This window comes from Lactococcus nasutitermitis (assembly GCF_018403765.1).
Classification (GTDB): Bacteria; Bacillota; Bacilli; order Lactobacillales; family Streptococcaceae; genus Lactococcus; species Lactococcus nasutitermitis.
Map to the genome: position 1 here is coordinate 15704 of NZ_BOVQ01000007.1, position 25460 is coordinate 41163.

General features: G+C 40.8%; 20 protein-coding genes and 1 tRNA gene. 8 read left to right on the forward strand and 13 right to left on the reverse strand.

The window, feature by feature from the left end; all coding sequences use genetic code 11:
• Positions 1-80: 80 nt before the first annotated feature.
• Together KJS36_RS08330 and ertC are read right to left on the reverse strand one after the other, a co-directional pair.
• Positions 81-1598 (reverse strand): HAL/PAL/TAL family ammonia-lyase, encoded by a 1518-nt coding sequence (locus KJS36_RS08330; RefSeq protein WP_213536464.1) that lies wholly within the window; start codon positions 1596-1598, stop codon positions 81-83.
• Between the two features lie 15 nt (positions 1599-1613).
• The gene (gene ertC / locus KJS36_RS08335; protein ID WP_213536465.1) at positions 1614-2717 is read right to left on the reverse strand and encodes a thiohydantoin desulfurase; all 1104 of its coding nucleotides are present in this window, start codon (positions 2715-2717) and stop codon (positions 1614-1616) included.
• A gap of 192 nt (positions 2718-2909) precedes the next feature.
• Here ertC and ertB point away from each other — a divergent pair, with 192 nt between their 5' ends.
• Both ertB and KJS36_RS08345 read left to right on the forward strand, forming a co-directional pair.
• A complete protein-coding gene (gene ertB / locus KJS36_RS08340) occupies positions 2910-4547 on the forward strand; it encodes a thiourocanate hydratase (RefSeq protein ID WP_213536466.1) in 1638 nt (545 codons plus the stop codon).
• Between the two features lie 59 nt (positions 4548-4606).
• On the forward strand, positions 4607-5890 hold the full coding sequence (locus tag KJS36_RS08345) for a class I SAM-dependent rRNA methyltransferase (protein WP_213536467.1): 1284 nt from the start codon (positions 4607-4609) through the stop codon (positions 5888-5890).
• A 232-nt stretch (positions 5891-6122) separates the two neighbouring features.
• Here KJS36_RS08345 and KJS36_RS08350 read toward each other — a convergent pair whose 3' ends face one another.
• The 5 genes from KJS36_RS08350 to KJS36_RS08370 form a co-directional block, all read right to left on the reverse strand.
• The gene (locus tag KJS36_RS08350) at positions 6123-7961 is read right to left on the reverse strand and encodes an ABC transporter ATP-binding protein (protein ID WP_213536468.1); all 1839 of its coding nucleotides are present in this window, start codon (positions 7959-7961) and stop codon (positions 6123-6125) included.
• On the reverse strand, positions 7958-9745 hold the full coding sequence (locus KJS36_RS08355) for an ABC transporter ATP-binding protein (RefSeq protein ID WP_213536469.1): 1788 nt from the start codon (positions 9743-9745) through the stop codon (positions 7958-7960). Before KJS36_RS08355 ends, KJS36_RS08350 begins: the two co-directional genes overlap by 4 nt.
• A 161-nt stretch (positions 9746-9906) precedes the next feature.
• The gene (locus tag KJS36_RS08360; RefSeq protein ID WP_213536470.1) at positions 9907-10323 is read right to left on the reverse strand and encodes a DUF1398 domain-containing protein; all 417 of its coding nucleotides are present in this window, start codon (positions 10321-10323) and stop codon (positions 9907-9909) included.
• A gap of 36 nt (positions 10324-10359) precedes the next feature.
• Positions 10360-11190 (reverse strand): NAD(P)H-hydrate dehydratase, encoded by an 831-nt coding sequence (locus KJS36_RS08365; protein WP_213536471.1) that lies wholly within the window; start codon positions 11188-11190, stop codon positions 10360-10362.
• Between the two features lie 117 nt (positions 11191-11307).
• Positions 11308-12006 (reverse strand): TIM44-like domain-containing protein, encoded by a 699-nt coding sequence (locus KJS36_RS08370; RefSeq protein WP_213536472.1) that lies wholly within the window; start codon positions 12004-12006, stop codon positions 11308-11310.
• A 185-nt stretch (positions 12007-12191) separates the two neighbouring features.
• Here KJS36_RS08370 and KJS36_RS08375 point away from each other — a divergent pair, with 185 nt between their 5' ends.
• Together KJS36_RS08375 and KJS36_RS08380 are read left to right on the forward strand one after the other, a co-directional pair.
• Entirely contained in the window at positions 12192-13439 is a 1248-nt protein-coding gene (locus KJS36_RS08375) for a BaiN/RdsA family NAD(P)/FAD-dependent oxidoreductase (RefSeq protein WP_213536473.1), read from the forward strand.
• Positions 13440-13534: 95 nt separating this feature from the next.
• Positions 13535-13620 (forward strand) — tRNA-Leu (locus tag KJS36_RS08380).
• A gap of 109 nt (positions 13621-13729) precedes the next feature.
• On the opposite strand, the gene KJS36_RS08385 is transcribed toward KJS36_RS08380, so the two are convergent.
• The 6 genes from KJS36_RS08385 to KJS36_RS08410 form a co-directional block, all read right to left on the reverse strand.
• Positions 13730-15229, reverse strand: a complete 1500-nt coding sequence (locus tag KJS36_RS08385) for an ABC transporter permease/substrate-binding protein (protein WP_213536474.1) — start codon at positions 15227-15229, stop codon at positions 13730-13732.
• Entirely contained in the window at positions 15226-16089 is an 864-nt protein-coding gene (locus tag KJS36_RS08390; RefSeq protein ID WP_213536475.1) for an ABC transporter ATP-binding protein, read from the reverse strand. Before KJS36_RS08390 ends, KJS36_RS08385 begins: the two co-directional genes overlap by 4 nt.
• A gap of 215 nt (positions 16090-16304) precedes the next feature.
• Complete coding sequence (locus tag KJS36_RS08395) at positions 16305-17321, reverse strand: oxidoreductase (RefSeq protein WP_213536476.1); 1017 nt, start codon at positions 17319-17321, stop codon at positions 16305-16307.
• Entirely contained in the window at positions 17318-17467 is a 150-nt protein-coding gene (locus KJS36_RS08400; RefSeq protein ID WP_213536477.1) for a hypothetical protein, read from the reverse strand. The genes KJS36_RS08395 and KJS36_RS08400 overlap by 4 nt, the downstream gene beginning before the upstream one ends.
• A gap of 9 nt (positions 17468-17476) precedes the next feature.
• Positions 17477-17971 (reverse strand): LURP-one-related/scramblase family protein, encoded by a 495-nt coding sequence (locus KJS36_RS08405; RefSeq protein ID WP_213536478.1) that lies wholly within the window; start codon positions 17969-17971, stop codon positions 17477-17479.
• A gap of 21 nt (positions 17972-17992) precedes the next feature.
• A complete protein-coding gene (locus KJS36_RS08410) occupies positions 17993-18469 on the reverse strand; it encodes an S-ribosylhomocysteine lyase (RefSeq protein WP_213536479.1) in 477 nt (158 codons plus the stop codon).
• 160 nt (positions 18470-18629) lie between these two features.
• Between KJS36_RS08410 and KJS36_RS08415 the strand changes: the two genes are divergently transcribed.
• The 4 genes from KJS36_RS08415 to nrdD all read left to right on the forward strand — a co-directional run bounded on the left by KJS36_RS08415 (position 18630) and on the right by nrdD (position 25429).
• Complete coding sequence (locus KJS36_RS08415; protein WP_213536480.1) at positions 18630-19475, forward strand: aldo/keto reductase; 846 nt, start codon at positions 18630-18632, stop codon at positions 19473-19475.
• Between the two features lie 85 nt (positions 19476-19560).
• Positions 19561-20076, forward strand: a complete 516-nt coding sequence (locus KJS36_RS08420; protein ID WP_213536481.1) for a cysteine hydrolase family protein — start codon at positions 19561-19563, stop codon at positions 20074-20076.
• 283 nt (positions 20077-20359) lie between these two features.
• Positions 20360-22987 (forward strand): cation-translocating P-type ATPase, encoded by a 2628-nt coding sequence (locus tag KJS36_RS08425; RefSeq protein WP_213536570.1) that lies wholly within the window; start codon positions 20360-20362, stop codon positions 22985-22987.
• Positions 22988-23176: 189 nt separating this feature from the next.
• On the forward strand, positions 23177-25429 hold the full coding sequence (gene nrdD / locus KJS36_RS08430; protein ID WP_213536482.1) for an anaerobic ribonucleoside-triphosphate reductase: 2253 nt from the start codon (positions 23177-23179) through the stop codon (positions 25427-25429).
• Positions 25430-25460: the final 31 nt, after the last annotated feature.

The following is a 25460-nucleotide window of genomic DNA, read 5'->3' on the forward strand; positions in this document are numbered from 1 at the left end:
ACGCCTTTTTTGTATATATAGGGAATGAAAATAATTGGGACATCACAAGTGGTATGATATTTATGTGCTTTTATTCAAAATCACAACTGTGCAGCATCAAAAGAAGCAGCAATTCCCAATGAATTGGCAATAAGTTCGGAAGCAATCTTTTCTACCAACTCGGAGAGATTGTAATCACTATCTAAAAAGGGAACAAGTTTACGAAGCGTGCTGTAGAGTTGTTGAGAACCAATTCCCAAAGGTTTGACCTTGCGCAAATCAATCGCTTGTGCGGCGGATAAACCTTCAATCGCCAAGATATAGTTAAAATAAGACAAAATCTGCGAAGTTTTCGATAAAACAAGCAGTAGATTGGTCGCATAATCTTCAATACCTGAAGAAATCGGATAAAAATTATTTGCTGTTGTATTTGTTAGGTCATTGATTTGAACTTCCAAGCGTGCAGCGGTTTTTTGCAAGGTTTGAAATCCCAGCATTTGCTCATTTGCAGCTAAAAAACGAGGTAAATCTGTGAAATTAGAGTCGCCGAGCTTGATAATGCGGAAAACACTCATACGCGCGAGCTGCGAAAGTGATGTATTGACCATTTCCAAAGCTAAAGCACTTGATGTTGTATCATAATAGCAAGTGGATAGGATTTCTTCACGTTCCAAGTCAACATAAGGATTTTCATCAGAAATTGTCAGATGTGTGCTAACAATCTGTGATAGATAATCAAGTGCATCATATAGACTTGCTGCAACACTGGGAAAATTTCTAAAAGATAGCGGGTCTTGCATACTTTTACGGTAATGGTTATCTATCAGATACGAACCGGTAAGATTTGCCAAAATCTTCTCAGCAACTTGCAGATAACCACTATTTTCCGGTGCGCTTTTACGATAGCAGAGAAAAGGGGTGACGTTGCCATCAATAGCTTCCAGAGTTAAAGAATAAATAAGCTCCATATTTGCCAAAAGACGTTCTGTTTCATCAATTACAAAGATAGATAAGGCTTGTGAATAAGCATTTGAGGAGACAATAGAAAGTCCATCTTTTGGCCCCAGCACAGTCGCTATAAGTTTTTCTTGCTCAAAGACTTGTTTGGTTGCTTGGATTTTTCCTTGGTAATAAACTTCTCCTTCACCGATGAGGACTAAACCAAGAAAAGCAAGTGTCCCCAAATCAGACTCACCAATCGAAGAAGTTGCCTTCATCACAGGTGTAATCTGACGATTGAGCATTTCCAACATCAACAGGATAATTTCCAATGACACACCAGAATTTCCACGTAAAAATGAATTGAGTTTAATAAGTAAAGTGGCACGTGCTTGGATTTCAGAGACAGGTGCACCAATCGCAACGAGATGAGAATAAATCAGATTACGATTGAATTTTTCAATCGCATCTATCGAAATCAGCTGGTCTTTATTTTGTCCGACACCAGTATTTAAACCGTATATTTTTTCTGTACCTTGCGCTTTTTTTAGGACAATCTGTCGTGCTTTTTTTGCACGCTGGAGTGCTGTGCTATCAATTTCAAGTTTCAGATTTTCACGAACGATGCGTAAAACCTCGCGTGGTTTCAGGTCAAAGCCAGTTAGAGTGAATGTTTGCATGGCTTACCTCAGTTTTCATTTTTTAGGAAATGAATAGTCATAAAGTTTGATACCTAATGATTTTTCAACATCTGGATAGACTTCGGCGTCTTTGACACCGGTTGAGAGTTGGAAATGTGACTTATCAATCTTAAATAAGACGACTTCTTGACCTTTTTTGACTTCATTGGTTGATAAGGGGAAAGCATCTTCGGTGCGGAAAAGCGTTTGGACGTCAGGATAGGTCGAGAGACGTTTTCCAGTTTCATCTTCAATTGCCATAAATTCATTTTGTGCGTAAAGGGTGAATTTTTTGCCCTTTTCATCTTCAATAACGATAGTTCCAATGTCAAAGGCTTGGTTAGTATAGCGCATTTTTTTGGAAATGACCTTGCCACGAGCGATAATTTCGCCTTTTGTTTCTTTGACAATGCTTGAAATCACAGCATCTGCCCCTTTTTTCTCAACTTTGAGAATAGTGTGTCCCAGATGAATGGCTGTTGAAAGTCCACCGATAACAGCATTTTCACGGACATATTTTGCAGAAAGGGGGTGACGCGCGGTGGCAATGAAGCCACCAGCTTGGTCAGATGCGGCACGGAGAATTTTTGAGGTCGTTTTTGACTTTCCTTCGACGACAACTTCGGTGTATTTTCCTGTTTCGTGTTTGCCTCCTGCGGCAGCTTGGATTGTGGTGTAATCAGGATTTGAATTGACACCGATATCGCCCATTTCTCCTGTTGGATGGGCACGTATATCGCCAGTCACGTCAACGATATAGAGTTCGAGTGCCGCTGCGCTAATCCAGCCATTGGTTGAGCTGGATTTGCCATTTTGTGGTGTCCAAAGTCCGACAATTTTTTTGTCTAGGCGTTCTTGGACGAGTTGGACAGCTTTTATGTAGTCTTTGCCTTGCATTTGCCAGTCGGTTGTGCCAGCAGGTGCGCCAATCGCGGTTTGAGTGAGGAGAACAGCATCATCTGATAATTCATCTATGGAAATTAAGTTGACATCACCTAAAGCAAGTGCTGCGTAGCCCATTGCTAAACCATGTTCATAGAAAGCTCCGCCACCAGAAGCGAAAACACTTCCTCCTTTGACTGCTGCTAAAACATCATCTTTTGTTAATTTTCTTACCATTTTTTCTACCTCTAGTTATTGATAATGCAAATTTTAACATGAAAAAAGGAACTGAGCATTTGAATTTTTTTAAAGCCATTATTTGATTTGCTTACTTTTATAAAATTTATAGCAAATTTTATGAATTTGAAAGTAGTTGCTGATGTTTGTGTGTTAAAATTCAGTTAAAACATAAAGAAAGTCGGTTAAGAGATGGTAATTAAGGCACAACGTGGAAATACATTGCGGACAAAAGGTTGGCGGCAGGAAGCTTTGCTTCGTTTGTTGGAAAATAATCTGGAAAATGCGGAAGACCAGGATAATTTGGTGGTTTATGGCTCGATTGGCAAGGCCGCGCGTGATTGGGGCAGTTATCGGGCGATTGTTGAGAGTTTGAAAGTGCTTGAAGAAGATGAAACGCTGGTTATTCAGTCTGGCAAACCGATTGGGATTTTAAAAACGCACAAGGATGCGCCTTTGGTGATTATGGCGACGAGTAATTTGGTCGGACATTGGGCAAATTCGGAGGAATTTTATAAACTTTATGACCAAAATCTGACGATGTGGGGTGGCTTGACCGCTGGGGATTGGCAATATATCGGCTCACAAGGGGTTATTCAAGGGACTTATGAGATTTTTCAGGCGATTGCGCGGAAGCATTTTGAGGGAGATTTGGCTGGGAAATTTATCTTGACAGCTGGACTTGGCGGAATGTCGGGGTCGCAACCTTTGGCGGGGGTCATGGCTGGTGCGGCGATTTTGGTTGTAGATGTCGATGAAACGAAAGCCGACAAGCGGGTTGAGACGGGATTTTTGCAGAAAAAAACGGCTGATTTGGATGAGGCTTTACACTGGATTCGTGAAGCGCAGTTGGCGAAAACGGCGGTATCTGTAGGGCTGATTGCCAATGCGGCGACGGTTTATCCTCTACTTTTGCAACGGGGCGTGATTCCTGATATTGTGAGTGACCAGACGGCGGCGCATGATTTGCTGTATGGTTATGTGCCTGAAAATGTGACGTTGGCAGAGTTGGCGGTCTTGCGCAAGGAAAATCCTGAGCGTGCGATTGCGTTGGCTGGTGCGAGTGTGGCGAAGGAAGTGCGGGCAATTCTTGATTTTCAAGCGCGTGGTTCGGTAGTTTTTGATAATGGGAATAATATTCGGACGCAGGCGAAAGCTTATGGTGTGGAAAATGCTTTTGATATTCCGATTTTTACGGAGGCTTTCTTGCGTCCTCTGTTTGAGCGTGCGATTGGGCCTTTTCGCTGGGTCGCTTTGTCGGGCGAAAAACGAGATATTGAGCTGATTGACCAGTATTTGCTGGAGTTTTTTGCAGATAATAAGATTGTGACAAATTGGATTAAATTGGCAGGTGAATATGTGCCTGTACAAGGTCTGCCTGCGCGGATTAGCTGGTTGGGACATGGTGAGCGGACAAAATTGGCATTGGCGGTCAATCAATTTGTCGCGGATGGTATTTTGAGTGGGCCGGTGGCATTTACACGAGACCATTTGGATGCTGGAGCGATGACACACCCGAATATCATGACGGAGAATCTGAAAGATGGTTCCGATGCAATTTCGGATTGGCCGCTGATTAATGCGATGGTTGCCAGCAGTTCAAAAGCGGATTTGGTGGCAATTCATGCTGGTGGTGGTGGTTACGCAGGCTATATGCAGTCGGCGGGACTGACGATTGTTGCTGATGGTTCGGATGCGGCAGCTGACCGGTTGAAATTGTCACTCGATAATGATACAAGCCTTGGTGTGCTGCGTTATGCGGATGCTGGTTATGCTGATTCGCTGGATGAGGTGGAAAAGAAAGGCATTCGGCGGATTGAGACGGATTGATTTTTCACTCGATATTTTGTGGAGGCGACTTTGGTCGTCTTTTTTGGTACAATTTAATTATGGAAAAAATGATTGTAAAGGCACAGGCAGCACGACGTTTGCGGGCTGGTTATCCACTCTTGACGGCGGCAGATTTTTTGACAAAAATTGATTTTTCTGAGGAAAAGTTTTTGACAGAATTGTCAAAAAAAGATTTTGTGCAATTTTTTGATGAAAAGAAGAAGTTTTTAGGAACAGGCTATTTGTCCAAGCAAAATAAGGGGGTGGGTTGGCTTTTGTCACGAGAAAATCGGGCGATTGATGCACTATTTTACGCGGAAAAATTTGCTCAGGCAAAAGCTTTGCGACAGCCTTTTTTTGCAGATGATAAGGCAAACGCCTTTCGTTTGTTTAATGGTGAGGGCGATGGACTGGGGGGCTTGACGGTAGATTTTTACGCTGGTTTTGCTGTATTTTCTTGGTACAATGAATTTATATATGCGCAGTCGCAAGAAATTTTGATAGCTTTTTTGGAAATTTTTCCTGAGATATTAGGAATTTATGAGAAAATTCGTTTTGACAGGGTACAAACTGACAGCGTTGCTATCAGTTCATCCTGTCCGAGAAGTCTAGGTGCTAAAGCACCAAGCCCCTTCGGCAACTCTGTCAAAAATAATGGCGACCATATTTGGGGAGAAAAAGCGCCTGAACCGTTGATTGTCAAGGAAAATGGGGTGAATTATGCGACTTATCTTGACGATGGATTGATGACAGGAATTTTTCTGGACCAGAAAAATGTCCGTGCGACACTCGTCAATGGACTGGCAACAGAGAAAAGATTGCTCAATATGTTTAGCTACACTGGCGCATTTTCAGTAGCAGCAGCGGTTGGTGGCGCGAGTCAGACAACGAGTGTCGATTTGGCGAAACGTTCTCTGGACAAGACACGGGAACAATTTTTCGTCAATGGGATTGCGCCTGAGAGCCAGAAAATCTATGTGATGGACGTTTTTAGCTATTTCAATTATGCCAAGAAAAAGCAGCTGAGCTATGATATCATCGTCCTCGACCCGCCAAGTTTTGCGCGCAATGGCAAGAAAACATTTTCTGTGGCGAAAAATTATGGCGAGCTGGTCGAGGCTTCGGTGGATATTCTTGCAGGAAATGGAATTCTGATTGCCTCAACGAATGCTGCGAATGTCTCACGCGAAAAATTTCGGCAGAGTATTGAACAGGCGCTCCGCAAAAAACAGGTCAAATTTGACATTTTTCAAGAAGAAAATTTGCCAGCAGATTTTCATGTCGCACGCGAATTTCCAGAAGGAGATTATCTCAAAGTTTTATTTATCAAGATTAAAAAATAATGAAAATTCTTTTGATAGAATTGTCAAAAATTAAAAAACTTCTCAAAAAATGAGAAGTTTTTTAAATTTATCTGAGAAAGTTTTTGACAGGGTACAAACTGACAGCGTTGCTATCAGTTCACCTTGTCCGAGAAGCCTAGGTGCTAAAGCACCAAAGCCCTTCGGCAGAATTGGATAACCCAACTAGCATAGCCGTAAAGTGAGCAAGCTCACAACGTATGTCAAAAACTTTTTATTGTGCAAATTGTGAATTATAAAGGTCAGCATACATTCCGCCTTGTGCCAGCAAACTATCGTGTGTACCTTTTTCAACGATATTACCGTGGTTCATGACGAGAATCTGGTCGGCATCACGAATCGTACTCAAACGGTGCGCCACGACAAAACTTGTGCGCCCTTTAAGCAAACGGTTCATAGCACTTTGAATGAGCCGCTCTGTCCGAGTATCCACTGAACTCGTTGCCTCATCAAGAATCAAAATTTCAGGATTGGCAAGAAAAGCGCGAGCAATCGTCAATAACTGACGTTGACCTTGAGAAATGTTGGTTGCTTCCTCATTGAGCAGAGTATCGTAGCCTTGTGGCAAAGTCTGAATGAACTCATCAGCGTAAGCCATTTTTGCGGCGCGCAAGAGTTCGTCATCTGTCGCATCAAGATTGCCATAACGCAGGTTATCGCGGATTGTGCCGGAAAATAGCCAAGTTTCTTGCAGTACCATTGCCATCTGCGCACGAAGTTCGGAACGTTTGAGTGCTTTAGTATCTTGACCTCGTAGGAATATCGTCCCAGCTGTGGTATCGTAAAATCGCTCTAGCAGGTTAATCATGGTCGTCTTACCTGCACCAGTTGGGCCAACGATTGCGACCATTTCGCCCTCATGTACTTCCATTGAGTAATCTTGCATCAACGGTTGCTCAGCTACATAGCTGAAAGCAACGTTATCAAATTTGACAAGACTGTCAGTGCTGATGGCTGGTGTAGCTACAGGATTTTCCATTTCTTTACTATCCAAAACTTCAAAAATCCGCTCAGCAGAGGCAACAGTCGCCTGTATCGTGTTAATCATATTAGAAATATTGGTAATCGGTTGTGAAAACTGGTTCGTATATTGCAACATCGCCTGAACATCACCCAGATTGATGGTTCCAGAAACCACTTTCAAGCCACCAATGACTGCCATTGCCAGATAATCCAGATTATTGATAAAACGCATCGTTGGATAAATCAGCGTCGAGACAAATTGTGCTTTCCAAGCAGCTTGATAATAATCATCATTTTGCTTGGTAAATCGTGTCAGCATCTCATCTTCATGATTGAAAGTTTTGATAACGGTGTGTCCTGCGTAATTTTCCTCGATTTGATTGTTCAAAAGTCCGAGATTGCGCTGTTGAGCAGAGAAGAAACGTTGCGACAATGGCGCAACAATGCGCACCGTCAGAAAAGCAAGTGGTACCGTGATAAAGGCAACGAGCGCCAGCTGCCAACTAATCGTCAGCATGAAATAAATCGTCCCGACAAACTGTAGCACAGAAGTCACAAGCTGGATTAACGTTTGATTGAGTGTTCCTGATATATTGTCCATATCGTTAATCATTCGACTCATGATATCGCCGTTATTGTGTGTGTCATAGTAACTCACAGGAAGTTGTGACATTTTAGCTTTAAATTCTTTACGCAAAGTAAAAACAGTACGTTGTGAAATCCGCGTCATCACACTTTGTTGAATAATCCCAAAGATGAAGCTGATAATGTAAATGATAGCAACATAACTCAGAATATGTCCAACTTTTGCCATGTCAATGTGAATACTGTGTCCAGCCTGCAGAGAATTTGTGACACCATTGAAAACAACAGTTGTCGCATTGCCCAGGATTTTTGGAGCTTGAACAGATAAAATAACGGAAATCGCAGCGATAACTAAGCTAAAGAGAAGTCCCCAGCGGTCACGTCGCATATATTTGAAAAGGCGGATGATTGTCGGCCAGAAATTTTGCGCACGCTGAGCTTTTTTCCCCCAACGTGAAGCTGCACCGCCACCGCGATTGAGATAATTTCCACCACCTCGCATCATAGTGAATCACCTCCTTTATTTTCTTCACTTTTCAATGATTTGATTTCAATACCCATTGCAGATAAATCCTTATCTGAAAGCTGTGAACGCATGATTTCTTGGTACTGTGGACAAGATTTTGCAAGTTCTTTGTGACTGCCAAGACCAGCCATTTCGCCATTTTCAAGGACGAGGATTTGATTGGCATTCATGACGGTAGCGATACGTTGTGCGACAATGACTTTAATCGCTTGTGCGTGTTTTTCAGATTGCGAAATTGCGAGACGTAACTTTGCATCTGTTGCGAAATCTAGCGCAGAAAAACTGTCGTCAAAGAGATAAATATCTGCTGGTTTTATCAATGTTCGCGCAATCGCTAAACGTTGACGTTGACCACCTGAGAAATTATCGCCATTTTGCTCAACAGGCATATCAAGTCCGCCCTGTTCTTTGACAAAGTCACTTGCTTGAGCGATTTCCAATGCTTTCCACATCTCATCATCACTTGCATCAGGCTTTCCAAAATATAAGTTTGAGCGGACAGTTCCTGAGAAAAGTACCGCTTTTTGCTGAGTGATAGCAACTTTATCGTGCAATTCGTGTTGACTGATTTGGCGAATGTCTGTGCCATTTAACTTAATAGAACCGTCAGTCACGTCCATCAAACGAGCAATCAGATTGATGAGCGTTGATTTCCCAGAGCCTGTCCCACCAATCACCGCCAGCGTTTGACCAGCAGTGATTTCAGCGGTCAAATGTGACAGCGCATTGCGTTCGGCTTCGTCAAATTTATAAGAAACATCGTCAAAATCTAATTTTATATCAGAAACATTTTTATCCAAAACTTTTTCAGGGTCTAAAACCTTGTCAGGACGTTCCAAAACTTCGCGAACACGCGTGGCGGAAACTTGCGCACGTGGCACCATGACCGCTACCGCAGAAAGCTGCATGAAACTCATCAAAATCTGTGTGGCATAAGTCAAAAATGCGACGAGGTTTCCCATTCCCATCATGTTTTTACCAATGAGGTCAGCACCAAACCAAACAATCGCAATATTTGTGAATGATAAAATCACAGTCATGATTGGCATCAACATCGCAACCGTCGTCAAAACGACACGGCTGGTATGTGTCAAATCACGGTTGGCTTCATCAAATTTCTTAACTTCATAATCATCACGATTGAAAGCGCGAATGACACGGACACCAGTCAAGCCCTGCTGAAAGACAAGATTTATTTTATCAATCTTACTTTGCATTGAGCGAAATCTTGGAATCGCAATGCCCATGTTAATCACGACTGCCAAAGTCAAAATCGGTAAACTGACGAGAAAAACAACCATCAGATTGGCACTCAATTTCCATGCCATAAAAATTGAACCAATCAGCATCATGGGCGCCATCAACATCATCCGCAAAATCGTCTGAAAAACGTTTTGGAGCTGTGTCACATCGTTTGTCGTCCGAGTAATCAGTGTCGAATCGCCAAAATCATGAAATGCAGCATCATCCATGAACAGGATTTTTTTGAATAAATCATGGCGCAAATTCATTCCTAAGCGCTGACTTTGCCGTGATGCGTAATACACGTTAATAATTGCAGAAACCCAGCTTGCGATAGCGACAATTAACATAATCCCGCCCATATTCCAAATATAGCTCATGTCGTGCTGAGCTATTCCTTTGTTGATGATATCTGCGGTAATCGTTGGCAACCAAAGGTTTGTCACAACTTGAATAACTAAGAATAAGAGCGCCAAAAAAACAGGCCAGAACTGCAAATAGCGTCGTCCGAGATTAATCATTTTTCCTCCTTGTATTTTAAGTTTTAATTAAGACAGTTAATTATTACTCACATAAGTATTTAATAGCATTAACTAATCAGAAAATCAATAAATTTAATTATACCACTTTTCAAAGAAACTGGTTCACAGAAAAAACCAGAGATTTTACTCTGATTTTTTTATTATTTTACGCTAACACTGGGATAGTTTTCGGTGTAATTTTCATCATTTATCCCGTAATAAGTGCAGGTTCTTTTAAGAAAATCGACTTCGTAGCTTACGATGCCAGCTTCCCAAGTTGCTTTGAGAAATTCAGGGAAACTTGTCTCGCCAGCTTGGTCTGCGCGCAAAGCTTTCAAAAATTTAGCTTCATCGTAAGCTGGAATTTCTACTGGTCCTTTGACAAGAGGTTCATTCTGGAAAGTCACAGCCGTATTTTTTGTGAAAAAAGTGCTTTGAGCAGAAGGAAGATGCCAGACATTGCGTGTGACATTGGCTTGCCGTAAACATTCAGCAAGATAGGGGAAACCGCCTACTTTTGGTCGGATTTTTTCAGCTTTTTTCATAGCTTCGAGAATATTTTCGATAGTTGTAGTCATTTTGAGGCTCCTTTTTATAGAATAATGAGAGAAAATTTATTTTTCTGAGAACTTTTTCATAAATTTGGGAATTTCTCTAATAATATCACTTGGTAAAACAACATATTGCTCTTGGGCAAGTGATTGGGCGATAAAACTGTGGAGATAGCTTGCAGCTGCAAGCGAAAGAAGAGCTTCTTCGTGAAATTGTCCTAGAAATGCAGCAATCATACCAGCAAGTGTATCTCCCATTCCTCCTGTTGCTTGTGCAGGCGTACCAATCTTTAAGATATAATTTTCATGATTGGGACTAAAAATTTTTGTTTCATGGGATTTTGCGACGAGAATTGCTCCTATTTTATTAGAAAATTCTTGGATATTTTCTAGTGTTTGATGAGAAATCTTAATGTTTGTTAATCTTTCTAGCTCCATCTGATGAGGAGTGAAGACCGTTTTCTCAGGATATTTTAATGTTAAATTTTCCTCGGCAAATAAAGTGATTGCCGAACCGTCAATTATGAGCCATTGTTGGTCATCAATGAGCGATAAAGTTTTTTTGAGAAGTTGTAAACTTTGATGTTCTAAGCCCAGTCCACAGCCGATAAGTACCACATTGGCGGCTTGTATATGCTTTGAAAAATCTTGCGTAAAATCAAGAAGCATGGCTTCAGGAAGTTGGGCGTGCAAAGCGGTGTGATTTCTTGTATCACAGGCAACGGTAACCAGACCACTTCCTGAATGTACAGCACTAGAAGCCGCCAAAATCGCCGCACCTCCGTATTGTGCATTTCCACCAATCACCAAAACGCGTCCATAATCTCCTTTATGAGAAATTTGTGAGCGTTTTTTAATCACTTTTTTTAAAATATCGTCAGTTAACTCTACCATGATTTTATTATAACACATTCCATAAAGCGACGATATGTTAATAAGAAGCTAGGAAAGCTACTTTGACACTTGTTAGTGAGAAATAGTTTTACGAGCAGTTATCGAGAACTGTTTATTTTATGATTTTAATGCTTTTATTTTACTGACTTGTAGGACATTTTCATCATTGACGAAAGTCCAGCGTTGATGAAAATTTTGATAATCTGTGGAAGTGCCGTTGATGATAGTATTTCTATTATCATCACTAGTATAATCAATCGCTCTGAAAAAGATATCTACTGTGAAAGAATTTTCTTTTTCGCGATATCTACTAAGTCCTTCGATGATTGGATTTAAAGTATAATTTGTTTGTTGATTTTCTGAGAGTTTCGTTAATGCTTTCTCATGCTGTTCAAATAATTTATCAGTATAGAGATTTCTAACGCCAGCTAGTTCTTGTGCGCTCCAAGCACGCTGAATATCTTTGAAGATTGTTTCTATCTGCTCAACGCGTGTAGTATCTTCAATTTCAATTATTTTTGTATATTTAGATTTCCTATTGGAACTTTGTCGTATTTTTGCAATTATTCCGATAGCAGCGAAAAGGAAAAAGTCCAAGGGAAATGATGTTCCATAACCCCTGTGAAAGAAAGGAAATCCTATTCCATAACCTCGATGAAAGGAGGAGTGACTACTGTAAGACCTTGTATGTGTGATACTTGTATGCACACTTCCGCCAAAGTGTCCGCCAGCAGTGGCGAAAACTTGTGTTGGAAATGCTAATATAAGAAATAAAAAGCAGAGTCCAAGGCTGATGATGAGTATTTTTATTTTCATTTGTTTTACCTATTCGTTATTATTGTCATTCTATGTGCTGTTTTAAGAAAACAACTTGGCTATTATAGCATAGATTGCTTTGCTATTTTAATTCATTTTTATGACTTTTTATATTTATTTTATTTATTAATAATAGTTGTGAATAGGAGTTGAAAGTTAATGAGATTTAATAGTATAATGTGGGAATGGATAATTTTGATGTTATTGTGGTGGGCGCAGGTCCAAGTGGAATGATGGCAGCGATTTCGGCAACTCAATCAGGTGCTAAGGTGGCGCTCATTGATAAGAATAAAAAGGTCGGCAAAAAATTGCTTATGACTGGCGGCGGGCGTTGTAACGTCACAAATAGCAAGCCTGTAGAGGAGATTTTGCAAAATGTTCCTGGAAATGGACGTTTTCTTTATAGTGCTTTCGACCAGTTTTCGAATCTTGATATTATTCAATTTTTTAAGAAAAATGGTGTCCAGCTAAAAGAAGAAGACCATGGACGCCTTTTTCCTGTGACCGATAAGTCCCAAACGATTGTTGAGACACTTTTTAATAAAATTCTTAGTTTGGGCGTGAAATACTTGCCGAATACTTCTGTGATTGAGATGTTGATAGATGAGGGACAAGTGATTGGTGTTCAGACAAAAACTGAAAAAATCTTAGCTTCATCTGTTATTTTATCTACTGGTGGCAAGGCTTATCCGTCAACTGGCTCAACTGGAGATGGATATACATTTGCAAAATCAGCAGGGCATACAATCACCGAACTTTACCCTACAGAGTCACCATTGATTTCTCATGAAAAATTTATTTTAGATAAAACGTTGCAGGGAATTTCTTTGCGTGATGTGAAACTTTCCGTTGTGAATGCAAAAGGGAAAAAGCTTGCGCAGCACCAGTTGGATATGTTATTTACTCATTTCGGATTGAGTGGGCCGGCGGCTTTGCGTTGTTCGAGTTTTATTAATAAAGAATTAGCTAAAGGTGAGAAATCTGTCAGAGTTTTATTAGATATTTTTCCTGAAAAATCGGAAAATGACTTGAAAAAATTTTTGACAGGACTGTCAAAAAATAACGCGAAGTCTGTCAAAAATGTTTTTAGTGAAATTTTGCAAGAAAGAATTCTAATTTTCATGTTGGAACAGGCTGGTATAAATCCTGCTCAACCCGCAAAACAACTCAGTGAAAAAGATTTTGACAGTTTTGTCAAAAAAATAAAAAACTTTGAAATCAGAATTGACAGCACATTTCCAATCGAAAAATCTTTTGTCACTGGTGGCGGCGTAAATCTGAAAGAAATCAATCCGAAAACGATGGAAAGTAAGTTGATAAGAGGACTTTTCATGACGGGAGAATTGCTTGATATCAATGGTTACACAGGTGGTTACAATGTCACTTGTGCTTTTGTCACAGGTTTTGTGGCAGGAAAACACGCAGTCGCGTAATTTTCCGAATATTGAGCTAAAAACTGCATCTTTTGTTATATGATACTTGCAATTATGAATGAGAAATGATAATATTAAAAGGTACTGTTTTGCTAGCGGAAGTGGCGGAATTGGCAGACGCGCAGGATTAAGGATCCTGTCGGGAATTTTCTTGGTGCGGGTTCAAGTCCCGCCTTCCGCATAAAAAAGGAGAAAATAAGTCATTGATTTGGCTTATTTTTTTTAATAAAAAACTCTCTGCTTAGTTGAACAGAGAGTTTTAATTTTTTTCTTATAAACTGAGTAAATTTTTAGATAAGATGATGTTTTTCTAAGAAATGATGGGCAACAGTCGCTGGACTTTCTTGTTTGACATTGACATCATAGTTCATCTCAATCATTTCCTTGTCAGTAATTTTACCTGAGAGTTTGTTCAGGATGGATTTGAGTTCAGGATATTTTTTGAGCAGTTTTTCACTCATCAGCGGTGCTGCTTGGTAAGGTGGGAAAAGCTCTTTATTGTCTTTGAGCACGGTCAGATGATATTGTTTAATCTGGCTGTCCGTTGAATAAACCTCAGCAAGATTGACTGCATTGCTGTTGAGTGCGTTATAAATCAGGCTTGTCTGCATCGTTTTCACATTGAAATGTAGCCCATAAAGTTTTTCAAGTCCCAAATAACCGTCACTTCGATTGGCAAATTCAAGGTCAAAACCTGCGGTGATATTGGAAGCATTGCTCAAATCAGAAATAGTTTTGAGATGATACTCTTTAGCAAAGCTCGTTTTAGCGGCAAGTGCGTAAGTATCTTGGAATTTCGTAGGTGCTAAATAAGCGAAATCATTTAATTTCTTGATACCATTTTTCGCTTCGTTATAGACTGTTTTAGGGTCGTTCGAGTGCGTTGGGTCTTTCACAAAAGTTTCCAAAATCGTCCCAGAATATTCAGGATAAATGTCGATTTTGTTAGATTTCAGCGCATTGTAACAGAAAGTCGTATCTCCAAAATTGGGTTTGAGATTGACTTGGATATCACTATCTTTTTCAATCAAATCCTTGTACATATTGATGAGAATAGCAGGCTCGGAGCCAAGTTTGCCACCAATCGTAATCTGTGGATGATTGTCAGCGGGACGATAATAACTGCCGCCTAAAATGGCAAGTCCAATGAAAAAACTGATTAAAATGGTGCGGATTTTTGCCTTTTCTAGTAAATGAAGAACATATGAGAAGATAATGGCAAGAACTGCTGAAGAAATCGCTCCAATGAGAATAAGATTAACATCATTAGAATTTATCCCTTGCATGATGAAATTTCCTAAGCCACCGGCACCAATCAGCGCTGCTAAAGTTGCTGTTCCGATAATCATGATGGCAGCTGTGCGGATACCAGCCATGATAAATGGCATCGCAATCGCTAATTCAAATTTCATCAAACGCTCACGACGGTTCATACCGAAAGCAATCGCGGCTTCAGAAAGTGATGGGTCAATTTGTTGCAAGCCAGTGTAGGTTGTTTGCACGATAGGAAAAAGGGCATAAATCACAAGGGCGACAATCGCAGGCAGAGAGCCAATTCCGATGAAAGGGATCAGAAGTCCAAGCAAGGCTAAACTAGGAATGGTTTGAAAAATTCCTGTGATTTGTAACACGAGTTCAGCGATTTTTGGAAATCTGCGGAGTAAAAGTGCTAAGGGGACAGCGATTAAAATGGCAATAAAAAGAGAAATCAATGAGATTTGGATATGTTGTAAAAGATATTGCCAAAATTGATGTTCCTGTGATTGAAAGGTTGAAATCAATTTGCTCATGCGTGTGTTTCCTCGCTTTCATGACGGTGAGAAAGAGTTTTTAAGACTTCTGTCAAAGGCGCATCAGCTGAAAAAGCTTTTGACAGTTCTGTCAAATTTTCTGTGAGGTCATTGAGCTTGATTTTTGAGAAATCTTCTTGATAATCTTTGAAAAAACTAGCAACATAATCATCGGCTGGCGCATTGAGAAGTTCTTGCGGCGTACCTGTTTGCAAGAGATTTCCCTCTTTGACAATCGCGATATGATCGGCGAGTGCCATTGCTTCGTTCATGTCATGTGTGACAAAAACGGTCGTGATTTTCAACTCTTTTTGCAAATTTTTAACAAGTTCCTGCAGTTGTTTGCGGGAAATCGGGTCAAGTGCTGAAAAAGGTTCGTCCATTAAGATAATCTTGGGTTCAGCCGCAATTGCGCGCAAAATCCCAATCCGCTGGGCTTCACCACCAGAAAGTTGGCTGGGCAGGCGGTCAAGATAAGTCTCAGCATCAAGTCCAACAAGTGGGAGAAGTTCTGTCACACGTGCACGAATTTGTTCTTTCTTCCAACCTTTCATCGCGGGAATTAAACCGACATTTTCGAGAACGGTCATATTTGGAAAGAGCGCAATTTGTTGCAGGACATAGCCAATCTGTAAACGTAAGTCTCTAAGATTGAGCGACGTGATTTTCTCATTATCAATCAAAATTTCACCAGAAGTTGGCTCAATCAAGCGATTAATCATCTTGAGAAGTGTTGTTTTTCCACCACCAGAGGCACCAACGAGAACAAAAAATTCGCGTGAGGCAATGTCAAAACTGACATCGGACAGGACAGATTTCTCATTGTAATCCTTGGTAATGTGTTTAAAAGTAATTGTCATAGGCTTTATTCTACCAGTTTTAGTAAGATTTTGGGAACATTTAGCTTTTTATATTGAAAAAGCTAATAGACTTATTATAAATTGAAAATTAAAAAAGGAAACTTGTATTTTTTTAAGTTCATCATAAAAATTTTTAATCTTATTTATTATAGAAACATAAGAATTATGAAAAAAAGTTTTTGACAGAACTGTCAAAAACTTATGTACTTCACATTTTATTGAATAAAACCATTTTCTAAGCTTTCAATCACTGTCAAAATTTGTTCATCACTGACAAGTTTGTCAGAAGTGTTGACTAAAGTCTCATAAACACTGTCATAGACACGTCCGTAGTCGCCAGCAACAGTCGGAATTGTTTTTTTAATCTTATCTCCATTTTGATTGTAATAGACGAGTTGTCCAAAATCTTGTGGACTGTCCAATCCAAAACCATCTGTGCCTGGCATAATCCCAACTTTCAAGTCATTTTCTTGCTGGTCAACATTTTGCTTGATGAAAGTACCGCGTGTGCCGTAAACAATCCATTTCGCGTGTGGGAGAGCGACAAGTTCAGAAGCAGCAACCGTTGCACGGTGTTTAGGATAGAGAAGATTAACTGAAAAATAATCATCAACCGCATTTTCATCACGTGTGGCACGAATGTCGTACTGCACCTTTTCTGGCTTGCCAAAGAGTGCAATCATCTGGTCTACAAGATGAACACCATGTCCATACCAAGCACCATCAAAATTTGTTCCCTGCCCAGCATCATCGGGACGAAAATGGTCCATATTGACCGTAATGTCAATAATATCACCCAAGTAGCCAGTCTCAATTACTTTTTTAACCGTCAAAAAATCACTGTCAAATCGTCGATTTTGGAAAGGCATGAAAAAGACATTTTTCTCCTGTGCAATTTTAACTAATTCCTTAGCTTCTTCTAATGTTTCAACCAAAGGTTTGTCGCAAAGGACATTTTTTCCAGCGAGTAAAAGTTGCTTTGCCGTCTCATAGTGAAACTTTGCGGGTGTGACAACCACAACCAAATCAAGCGTGTCATCATTGATAATATCGGCAATATCCGTCGAAAAAATCGTACCAGAAGCAGCCAATTCGGCTTCCTCTGGACGTTTGCCAAGATGAGGAGTGACAATGCGCGCAATATTAAAGTTTTCACGCTGTTTGACATAAGGAATGTGATAGCGATTGGTTGATTTGCCAAAACCAACGTAAGCGATATTCAACTTTCTCATTTTTTTGCCTCTTTTTTCTTATTTTCAAGATATTTTGCTTTTAATTCCTCAACTTTTGATAATTTATCTGTCTTGACTGTGGAATTTTTTTCATGAAATTTCTGAACGGAAGCTTGTCCTTTATAGTCTAATTGGTATTTTCCCATACTTTTCTCCTAATTTATTGAATTTGCTACGGATTGGTCTTCATTCTTGACATAATCAATCGCGAGAACAAGTCCTAGAACTATCAGTTCATCTGCTTCATCAAGAATTTCTAACGCATATTTATCGCGAAATGATACCCAGCTTTTGTCAATGCGTCCAATCGTTGCACCATTTTTCACAATCTCGAAATTCATATCCCAGATATTACCTTCAACAGAGACACCGACTGCGTCAATGTCGTATTTTGGCTTGAGAAAACTGAAACGTTTGCTGATGGTTGCGACTTCATTTCCATCAATTTCTAGCAGGAATTTTGGTAATAAAGAAACCATTTTGTGGATAACTCTTGCCCGCGCTTGTCCATTTTCGTCATAAATAACAAATTCCTTAGGAAATTTTAAGAAACTTCCTTTGACTGTGTAGCGCGGATTTTCATTTTCATCGGTAATCCACATCTCGCCACCAAGGCTGAAAATCTTGGATTGAATAATCAAATTGCTCATATTAAGCTCCTTATGAGGAAATTAGATGACTTTGCGCTCAAATGGGTCAGATGAAATACCTTCGGTAAGGATTTTTTTCGCCCATTCTTTCGCCCCAAAAACGCTGTGATTCTTGTAGTTGCCACATTCTTTTTCGGCAACACCAGGGACTTGTTCCCAACCAAAAGCATCAGAAGTGATTTCTTCGAGGGAAGATTTGATAACTTTGGCGATTTCTTCAGGCGTGTGTTCGCCCCAAGTAATCATGTGAAAACCAGTCTGACAGCCAAATGGTGAAAAGTCAATCATGCCATCCATTCTATCACGGATAAGACTAGCCATGCTATGTTCAATCGTGTGCAAAGCAGCCATACCAATGACATTTGCGTTAGGTTGGACGAAACGGACATCAAAATTGCTGATAACGTCGCCATGTGGTCCTTTTTCTGTGTCAATCAAGCGCACATAAGGTGCAAGAACTTTTGTGTGATCGAGTGTGAAACTTTCAACTTCTGCCATAATAAATACCTCATTTTCTAATTTTACTATTATCATTTTACCATTTTGCGGGCGAAATGATTATAAATGTAAATTGTTTTTGCTTTTGAAACACAAAATTTTAAAGAATTTTAAGGTAAAATGTTAAAATATGATTAGAAATAAATTGGAGGATACGAATATGTCTTTAACAGATACTTATACACTGGCAAATGGTGTGAAAATTCCCAAAGTTGGCTTTGGTACTTGGCAATCTGCCGATGGCGATGAAGCGTATAATGCGGTGAAAGCAGCACTTGAAGCAGGTTATCGTCATATTGATACGGCAGCAGCTTATCATAATGAAGAATCTGTCGGAAAAGCTATCAAAGATAGTGGCATTCCGCGTGAGGAACTCTTTATTACAACGAAACTCTGGGGTGTTGCGACAACGGAAGAAGCTCGTGCAGCGCTTGATGAAAGCCTTGCGAAACTTGGACTTGATTACTTGGATTTGTATTTGATTCATTGGCCAAATCCGCTGGCGAGCCGTCCAAACTATGCTACGCGCAATGCGGCGGTCTGGAAAGCGATGGAAGAAGGTGTCAAAGCTGGAAAAGTTCGCGCGATTGGTGTGTCGAATTTCCATCCGCGTCATTTGGACGCTTTGCTTGAAGTTGCTGAAATCAAGCCTGTTGTCAATCAAATCTTGGTCAATCCTTCAGACCAGCAAGAGGAAATCGTTGCTTACAACAATGCACACGAGATTTTGACGGAAGCTTACAGTCCTCTTGGCACAGGGAAGATTTTTGCTGTTGCTGAGTTGGCGACAATCGCTGAAAAATATGGTAAAACGGTGGCGCAAGTTGTGTTGCGTTGGTCACTTCACAAAGGTTATTTGCCATTGCCTAAGTCTGTCACTGCCAGTCGGATTGCAGAAAATGCTGATATTTTCGACTTTGATTTGTCAGACGAAGATGTTGCGTTTATTGATGGATTGCACGGCGCTGCAGGGTTGGCGAAAAATCCTGATGAAGTTCCATTTTAAAATTTTGATTAAAAATTGAACCGCATTTTTTGCAGTTTTTCTTATGAATTTGTTATAATGATTAAAAAATGATGAGGAAAATGTAATGAAAAAATTGTTAGTGTTGGTTGATTTCCAAAATGATTTTATTGACGGAAGTCTGGGAACAAAAGAAGCAGAGCAGATTGTGCCTGCTGTGCTGGAAAAATTGCAGACTTATCCTGAAAATGAACGCTTTGCGACAATGGATACCCATTTTGCAGATTATTTGACGACGCAAGAGGGAAAATATCTGCCTGTGATGCACTGTATCAAGGATACTGCAGGCTGGCAGCTCCAAGAAGATGCGGCTCAATTTAGTTTTCAACAGATTTTTGAGAAAAATACTTTCGGCTCGCTTGAGCTGGCTGAGTTTGTGCGTGATGCGGATGTTGATGAAGTGGAGCTGATTGGGATTTGTACGGATATTTGCGTGGTTTCAAATGCTTTGCTCATCAAGGCTTATGCGCCGGAAGTCAAGATAACTGTCGATGCGTCATGCTGCGCTGGTGTTTCACCAGAAAAACATTTGGCAGCGCTAGAAACAATGAAATCTTGTCAAATTCAGGTGATTAATGACTGAAAAATTTTTTGACAGAACTGTCAAAAAGATTTTGTAAATTTTACATTTGATTTTTCTAAGAATTTTGTTATAATTAGTAAGAACTCAAGGGAGTAGCGGGAGCAATGTGTGATTTGCTCTGATAACATCGCCAAAACCGAAAGAAATTTCCGGTGTTATCTTAATTAGCGAGACTTGTGGCAGACAAATGCCACAAGTCTATTTTTTTCCCGAAAATTATTTTGGAGGTCGGCGAATGCCTGAAACAACAAAGAAAACACAAAGTGTAGAGAAGTTTTACAGTATGCCCGTGACGGACGTTTTTAGTAAATTGTCAACGAGTGAAGAAGGTTTGACAAGTGTAGAAAGTGCGCAACGGCTTGCTGAATACGGCGCAAATCAGCTGGATGCGGGGAAGAAAAAGCCCTTAATTGTCAAATTTTTGGAGCAATTTAAAGATTTGATGATTATCATTTTGATTATCGCAGCGATTTTGTCAGTCGTGACCAGTCACGGCGAGGATATTTCTGATGCAATTATCATCATGGCAGTCGTGATTATCAATGCTGTGTTTGGCGTTTATCAAGAAGGAAAAGCCGAAGCAGCGATTGAAGCTTTGAAAAATATGAGTTCGCCGATGGCACGCGTGCGACGCGATGGTCACATTGCCGAGGTGGATAGTAAAGAACTGGTGCCGGGCGATGTTGTGTCGCTTGAAGCGGGCGATGTTGTACCTGCTGATATGCGCTTGATTGAGTCTGCCAGTTTGAAAATCGAGGAGTCTGCTTTGACAGGAGAATCTGTCCCTGTCGAAAAGTTTTTTGACAGTTCTGTCAAAAATGATGCAGGCATTGGCGACCGCCTGAACATGGCTTATCAAAATGCCAACGTCACTTACGGACGTGCAATCGGTGTCGTGACTGCGACGGGAATGTTTACCGAAGTCGGGAAAATCGCCAGCATGATTGAGTCGGCGGACGAGACGGAAACACCACTCAAACGCAATCTGAACCGTCTGTCAAAAGTTTTGACTTGGGCAATTTTGGCAATCGCAGCCGTCACGTTTGTTGTGCATCTTTTGCGCGGTGGCGAGCTTGTTGAAGGCTTGATGGTCTCTGTGGCGCTGGCTGTGGCGGCAATTCCTGAAGGACTTCCTGCGATTGTTACCATCGTTCTCGCGCTGGGCACACAAGTTCTCGCAAAGAAAAATGCGATTGTCAGAAAGCTGCCAGCCGTTGAAACACTTGGTTCCACGGACATCATTGCCTCTGACAAGACGGGCACGCTCACGATGAACCAGATGACCGTTGAAAAGATTTATACTGATGGTCAACTTCGTGCTGCGACAGATGATTTACCAGTTGATAATCTTGCTCTGCGGATTATGAATTTTGCCAATGACACAAAAATTTCTGCTGACGGCGATTTGATTGGTGACCCTACAGAAACAGCGCTGGTCAAATTCGGACAAGATAAAGGTTTGGAACTTTTGACAGAACTGTCAAAAACACCGCGTGTAGCAGAACTTCCTTTTGACAGCGAACGTAAACTCATGTCCACCGTTCATCAACTGACAGATGGCAACTTTCTTGTCGCTGTCAAAGGTGCGCCCGACCAACTTTTGAAACGTATCAAATTTGACAGTGACCAAACAGTTTTGACAGAACTGTCAAAAAATAATATCCTCAAAATCAACCATGATATGGCACATGAAGCCTTGCGTGTCCTGATGATGGCTTACAAAATCATTGACAAAATCCCAGAAAATCTGACAACAGAAACTCTCGAACAAGAATTGATTTTCACAGGACTTGTTGGCATGATTGACCCAGAACGTGCCGAAGCCGCTGAAGCTGTTCGTGTGGCAAAATCAGCAGGCATCCGTCCAATTATGATTACAGGTGACCATCAAGATACCGCCGAAGCGATTGCCAAACGGCTAGGTATTATCAATGATGGCGACCCAGAAGACCACGTTCTCACAGGCGCTGAGCTCAATGAACTCTCTGACGAAGACTTCCAAAAAGTCGTCAAACAGTACAGCGTTTACGCCCGCGTTTCGCCAGAACACAAAGTTCGTATCGTCAAAGCTTGGCAAAAAGAAGACAAAGTCGTTGCTATGACAGGTGATGGTGTCAATGATGCCCCAGCCCTTAAAACTGCCGATATCGGTATCGGAATGGGGATTACAGGGACAGAAGTCAGCAAAGGTGCCAGCGACATGGTTCTTGCCGACGACAATTTCGCAACGATTATCACGGCGGTCAAAGAAGGACGTAAAGTCTTTGCAAATATCCAAAAAACCATTCAGTACCTGCTTTCTGCAAATACTGCCGAGGTTCTGACGATTTTCCTTGCTACAATGTTCGGTTGGGATGTCATGCTTCCTGTTCATCTGCTCTGGATTAACCTTGTCACAGACACATTCCCAGCGATTGCGCTTGGTGTTGAACCGATTGAGCCAGGGATTATGGAACAGCCACCGCGTGGCAAAAAAGCAAGCTTCTTTAGTGGTGGTGTGATGAGTTCAACGATTTATCAAGGACTTGTTCAAGCAGCATTAACCCTTGGTGTTTATGGATTAGCGCTCGCTTTCCCAGTCCACCACAGTCATGCAGCCATGCACGCAGATGCCCTCACGATGAGCTTTGCAACCCTTGGACTGATTCAACTTTTCCACGCTTTCAATGTCAAATCTATTCATCAATCAATTTTCAAGGTTGGACCTTTCAAATCACGCACTTTCAACTGGTCAATCCTCGTCAGCTTCATCTTGCTTGCGGCGATTATCATCATTCCAGGTTTGAACGGCATTTTCCACGTTTCACATCTTGATCTTTATCAATGGGCAATGGTGCTTGGCGCCAGCGTTTCCGTGATTATCATCGTGGAAATCGTGAAATTCTTCCAACGTAAATTTCAGAAAATCTAATTAAAAAATATCAAATTAGGCAACAAATATTAAAATTCAAGTACAATTTACTTGAATTTTTTTAATAATTTCCAAAACTATATATAGTGCCTGTTTACGCAACTTTGCATAATTTTATACAATATCTTGTATTTTGTCTTAAAATCTGCTACAATGATATTTAGTTAAAAACGACAAGGAGCCAGCAACATGAAACTGTGGAGTGCAAATATTGACACAACAACACAAACAATGAATGTCATCAAACGTGATGGACGTTTTGTAAAATTCGATAGTGATAAAATCTATGATGCGCTACGTAAAGCCAGTGAAAGTTTGGATACACCGACAACGGATATGGAAGAACGCTTAGAAGCTATCACGGACCGTGTCATGGCGGAGATTTTCAACCGTTTCCATGAAAATGTAAAAATCTACGAAATTCAAAATATCGTCGAACACGAACTTATCGAAGCAGGGGAAATCGCCCTCGCCGAAGAATACGTCAGCTACCGTACTCAGCGCGATTTTTCGCGTTCTAAAGCGACTGATATCAACTTCACGATTGAAAAACTCATCAATAAAGACCAAACCGTTGTCAATGAAAATGCTAATAAAGACAGTGATGTTTTCAATACTCAACGTGATTTGACTGCTGGCGCTGTTGCAAAAGCGATTGGTCTCAAAATGCTCCCAGCTCACGTTGCGAATGCCCATCAAAAAGGCGATATTCACTATCACGACTTAGATTACAGCCCTTATACGACGATGTCTAACTGTTGTTTGATTGACTTCAAAAATATGTTTGAAAATGGTTTTAAGCTAGGAAATGCACAAGTTGATAGCCCACGCAGTATCCAAACAGCAACTGCTCAAGCCAGTCAAATCATTGCCAATGTTGCTAGTTCTCAATATGGCGGCTGTTCATTTGACCGCGCCGATGAAGTTCTTGCGCCATATGCAAAACTCAACTACGAAAAACATCTCAAAGACGCACAAAAATGGATTGATGGCGAAGAAAAGCAACATCTTTACGCTCAAGAAAAGACAGCTAAAGACATTTATGATGCCATGCAATCTCTCGAATATGAGATTAACACACTTTTCACGTCAAATGGTCAAACACCATTTGTAACTGTTGGTTTTGGATTGGGTGAAGATTGGTATGCCCGCGAAATCCAAAAAGCAATTTTGAAAGTGCGTATCGGTGGACTTGGTTCTGAGCACCGTACAGCCATTTTCCCAAAACTCATTTTCACATTGAAACGTGGGCTTAATCTTGAAGTTGGTACGCAAAATTACGATATCAAAGAACTTGCTCTTGAATGTGCTACAAAACGGATGTATCCTGATATTCTCAGCTATGACAAGATTGTCGAACTCACAGGTTCCTTTAAAGCCAGCATGGGCTGCCGGTCATTCCTTCAAGGTTGGAAAGATGAGCATGGCAATGACGTCACTTCTGGACGTAATAATCTTGGTGTTGTCACAATGAATCTTCCTCGTATTGCCCTCGAATCTGGCGGTGATAAAGATAAGTTCTGGCAAATTTTCAATGAGCGTATCGGTATTGCCAAGGATGCACTTGTCTATCGTGTTGAGCGTGTCAAACAAGCCAGTCCAAAAAATGCCCCAATTCTCTACATGAACGGTGCTTTGGGACGACTTGAAGCAGATGGAAATGTGGATGATTTATACAATAATCAACGTGCCACAGTGTCGCTTGGCTATATCGGACTTTACGAAGTGGCAACAGTCTTTTATGGCCCAACTTGGGAAGCGAATAAGGAAGCCAAAGATTTTACACTTGATATTGTTAAGAAAATGCACGAAGATTGTGATGCTTGGAGCGAACAATACGGCTATCACTTCAGTGTTTACAGCACACCTTCTGAAAGTCTGACCGACCGTTTTTGCCGACTTGATAAGGAAAAATTTGGCTCAATCCCTGATATCACAGAAAAAGATTACTATACAAACTCTTTCCACTACGATATCCGCAAAAATCCGACCCCTTTTGAAAAATTAGATTTTGAAAAAGACTATCCAGTCTATGCAAATGGCGGTTTTATTCACTACTGTGAATATCCAATGATTCAACAAAATCCAAGAGCGCTCGAAGCTGTCTGGGATTACGCTTACGACCGTATTGGCTATCTTGGCACGAATGCACCGATTGACCATTGCTACGAATGTGGCTTTGAAGGAGATTTTACACCAACTGAACGTGGTTTCAAATGTCCTCAATGTGGCAATGCTGACCCAAAAACTTGCGACGTTGTCAAACGTACCTGCGGTTATCTCGGCAATCCTCAAGCTCGTCCAATGGTTCACGGTCGTCATGCCGAAATCTCAAACCGTGTGAAACACATGAACGGCTCAGTTGGTGTTCTCGCAAATGGCACTGAGATTGAAAGCGAAGCGATTGATGAAGCAAAGAGTAGTTACTATATTGAAAAATAATTATTGAGTAAAATCTGTCAACTCTGGCAGA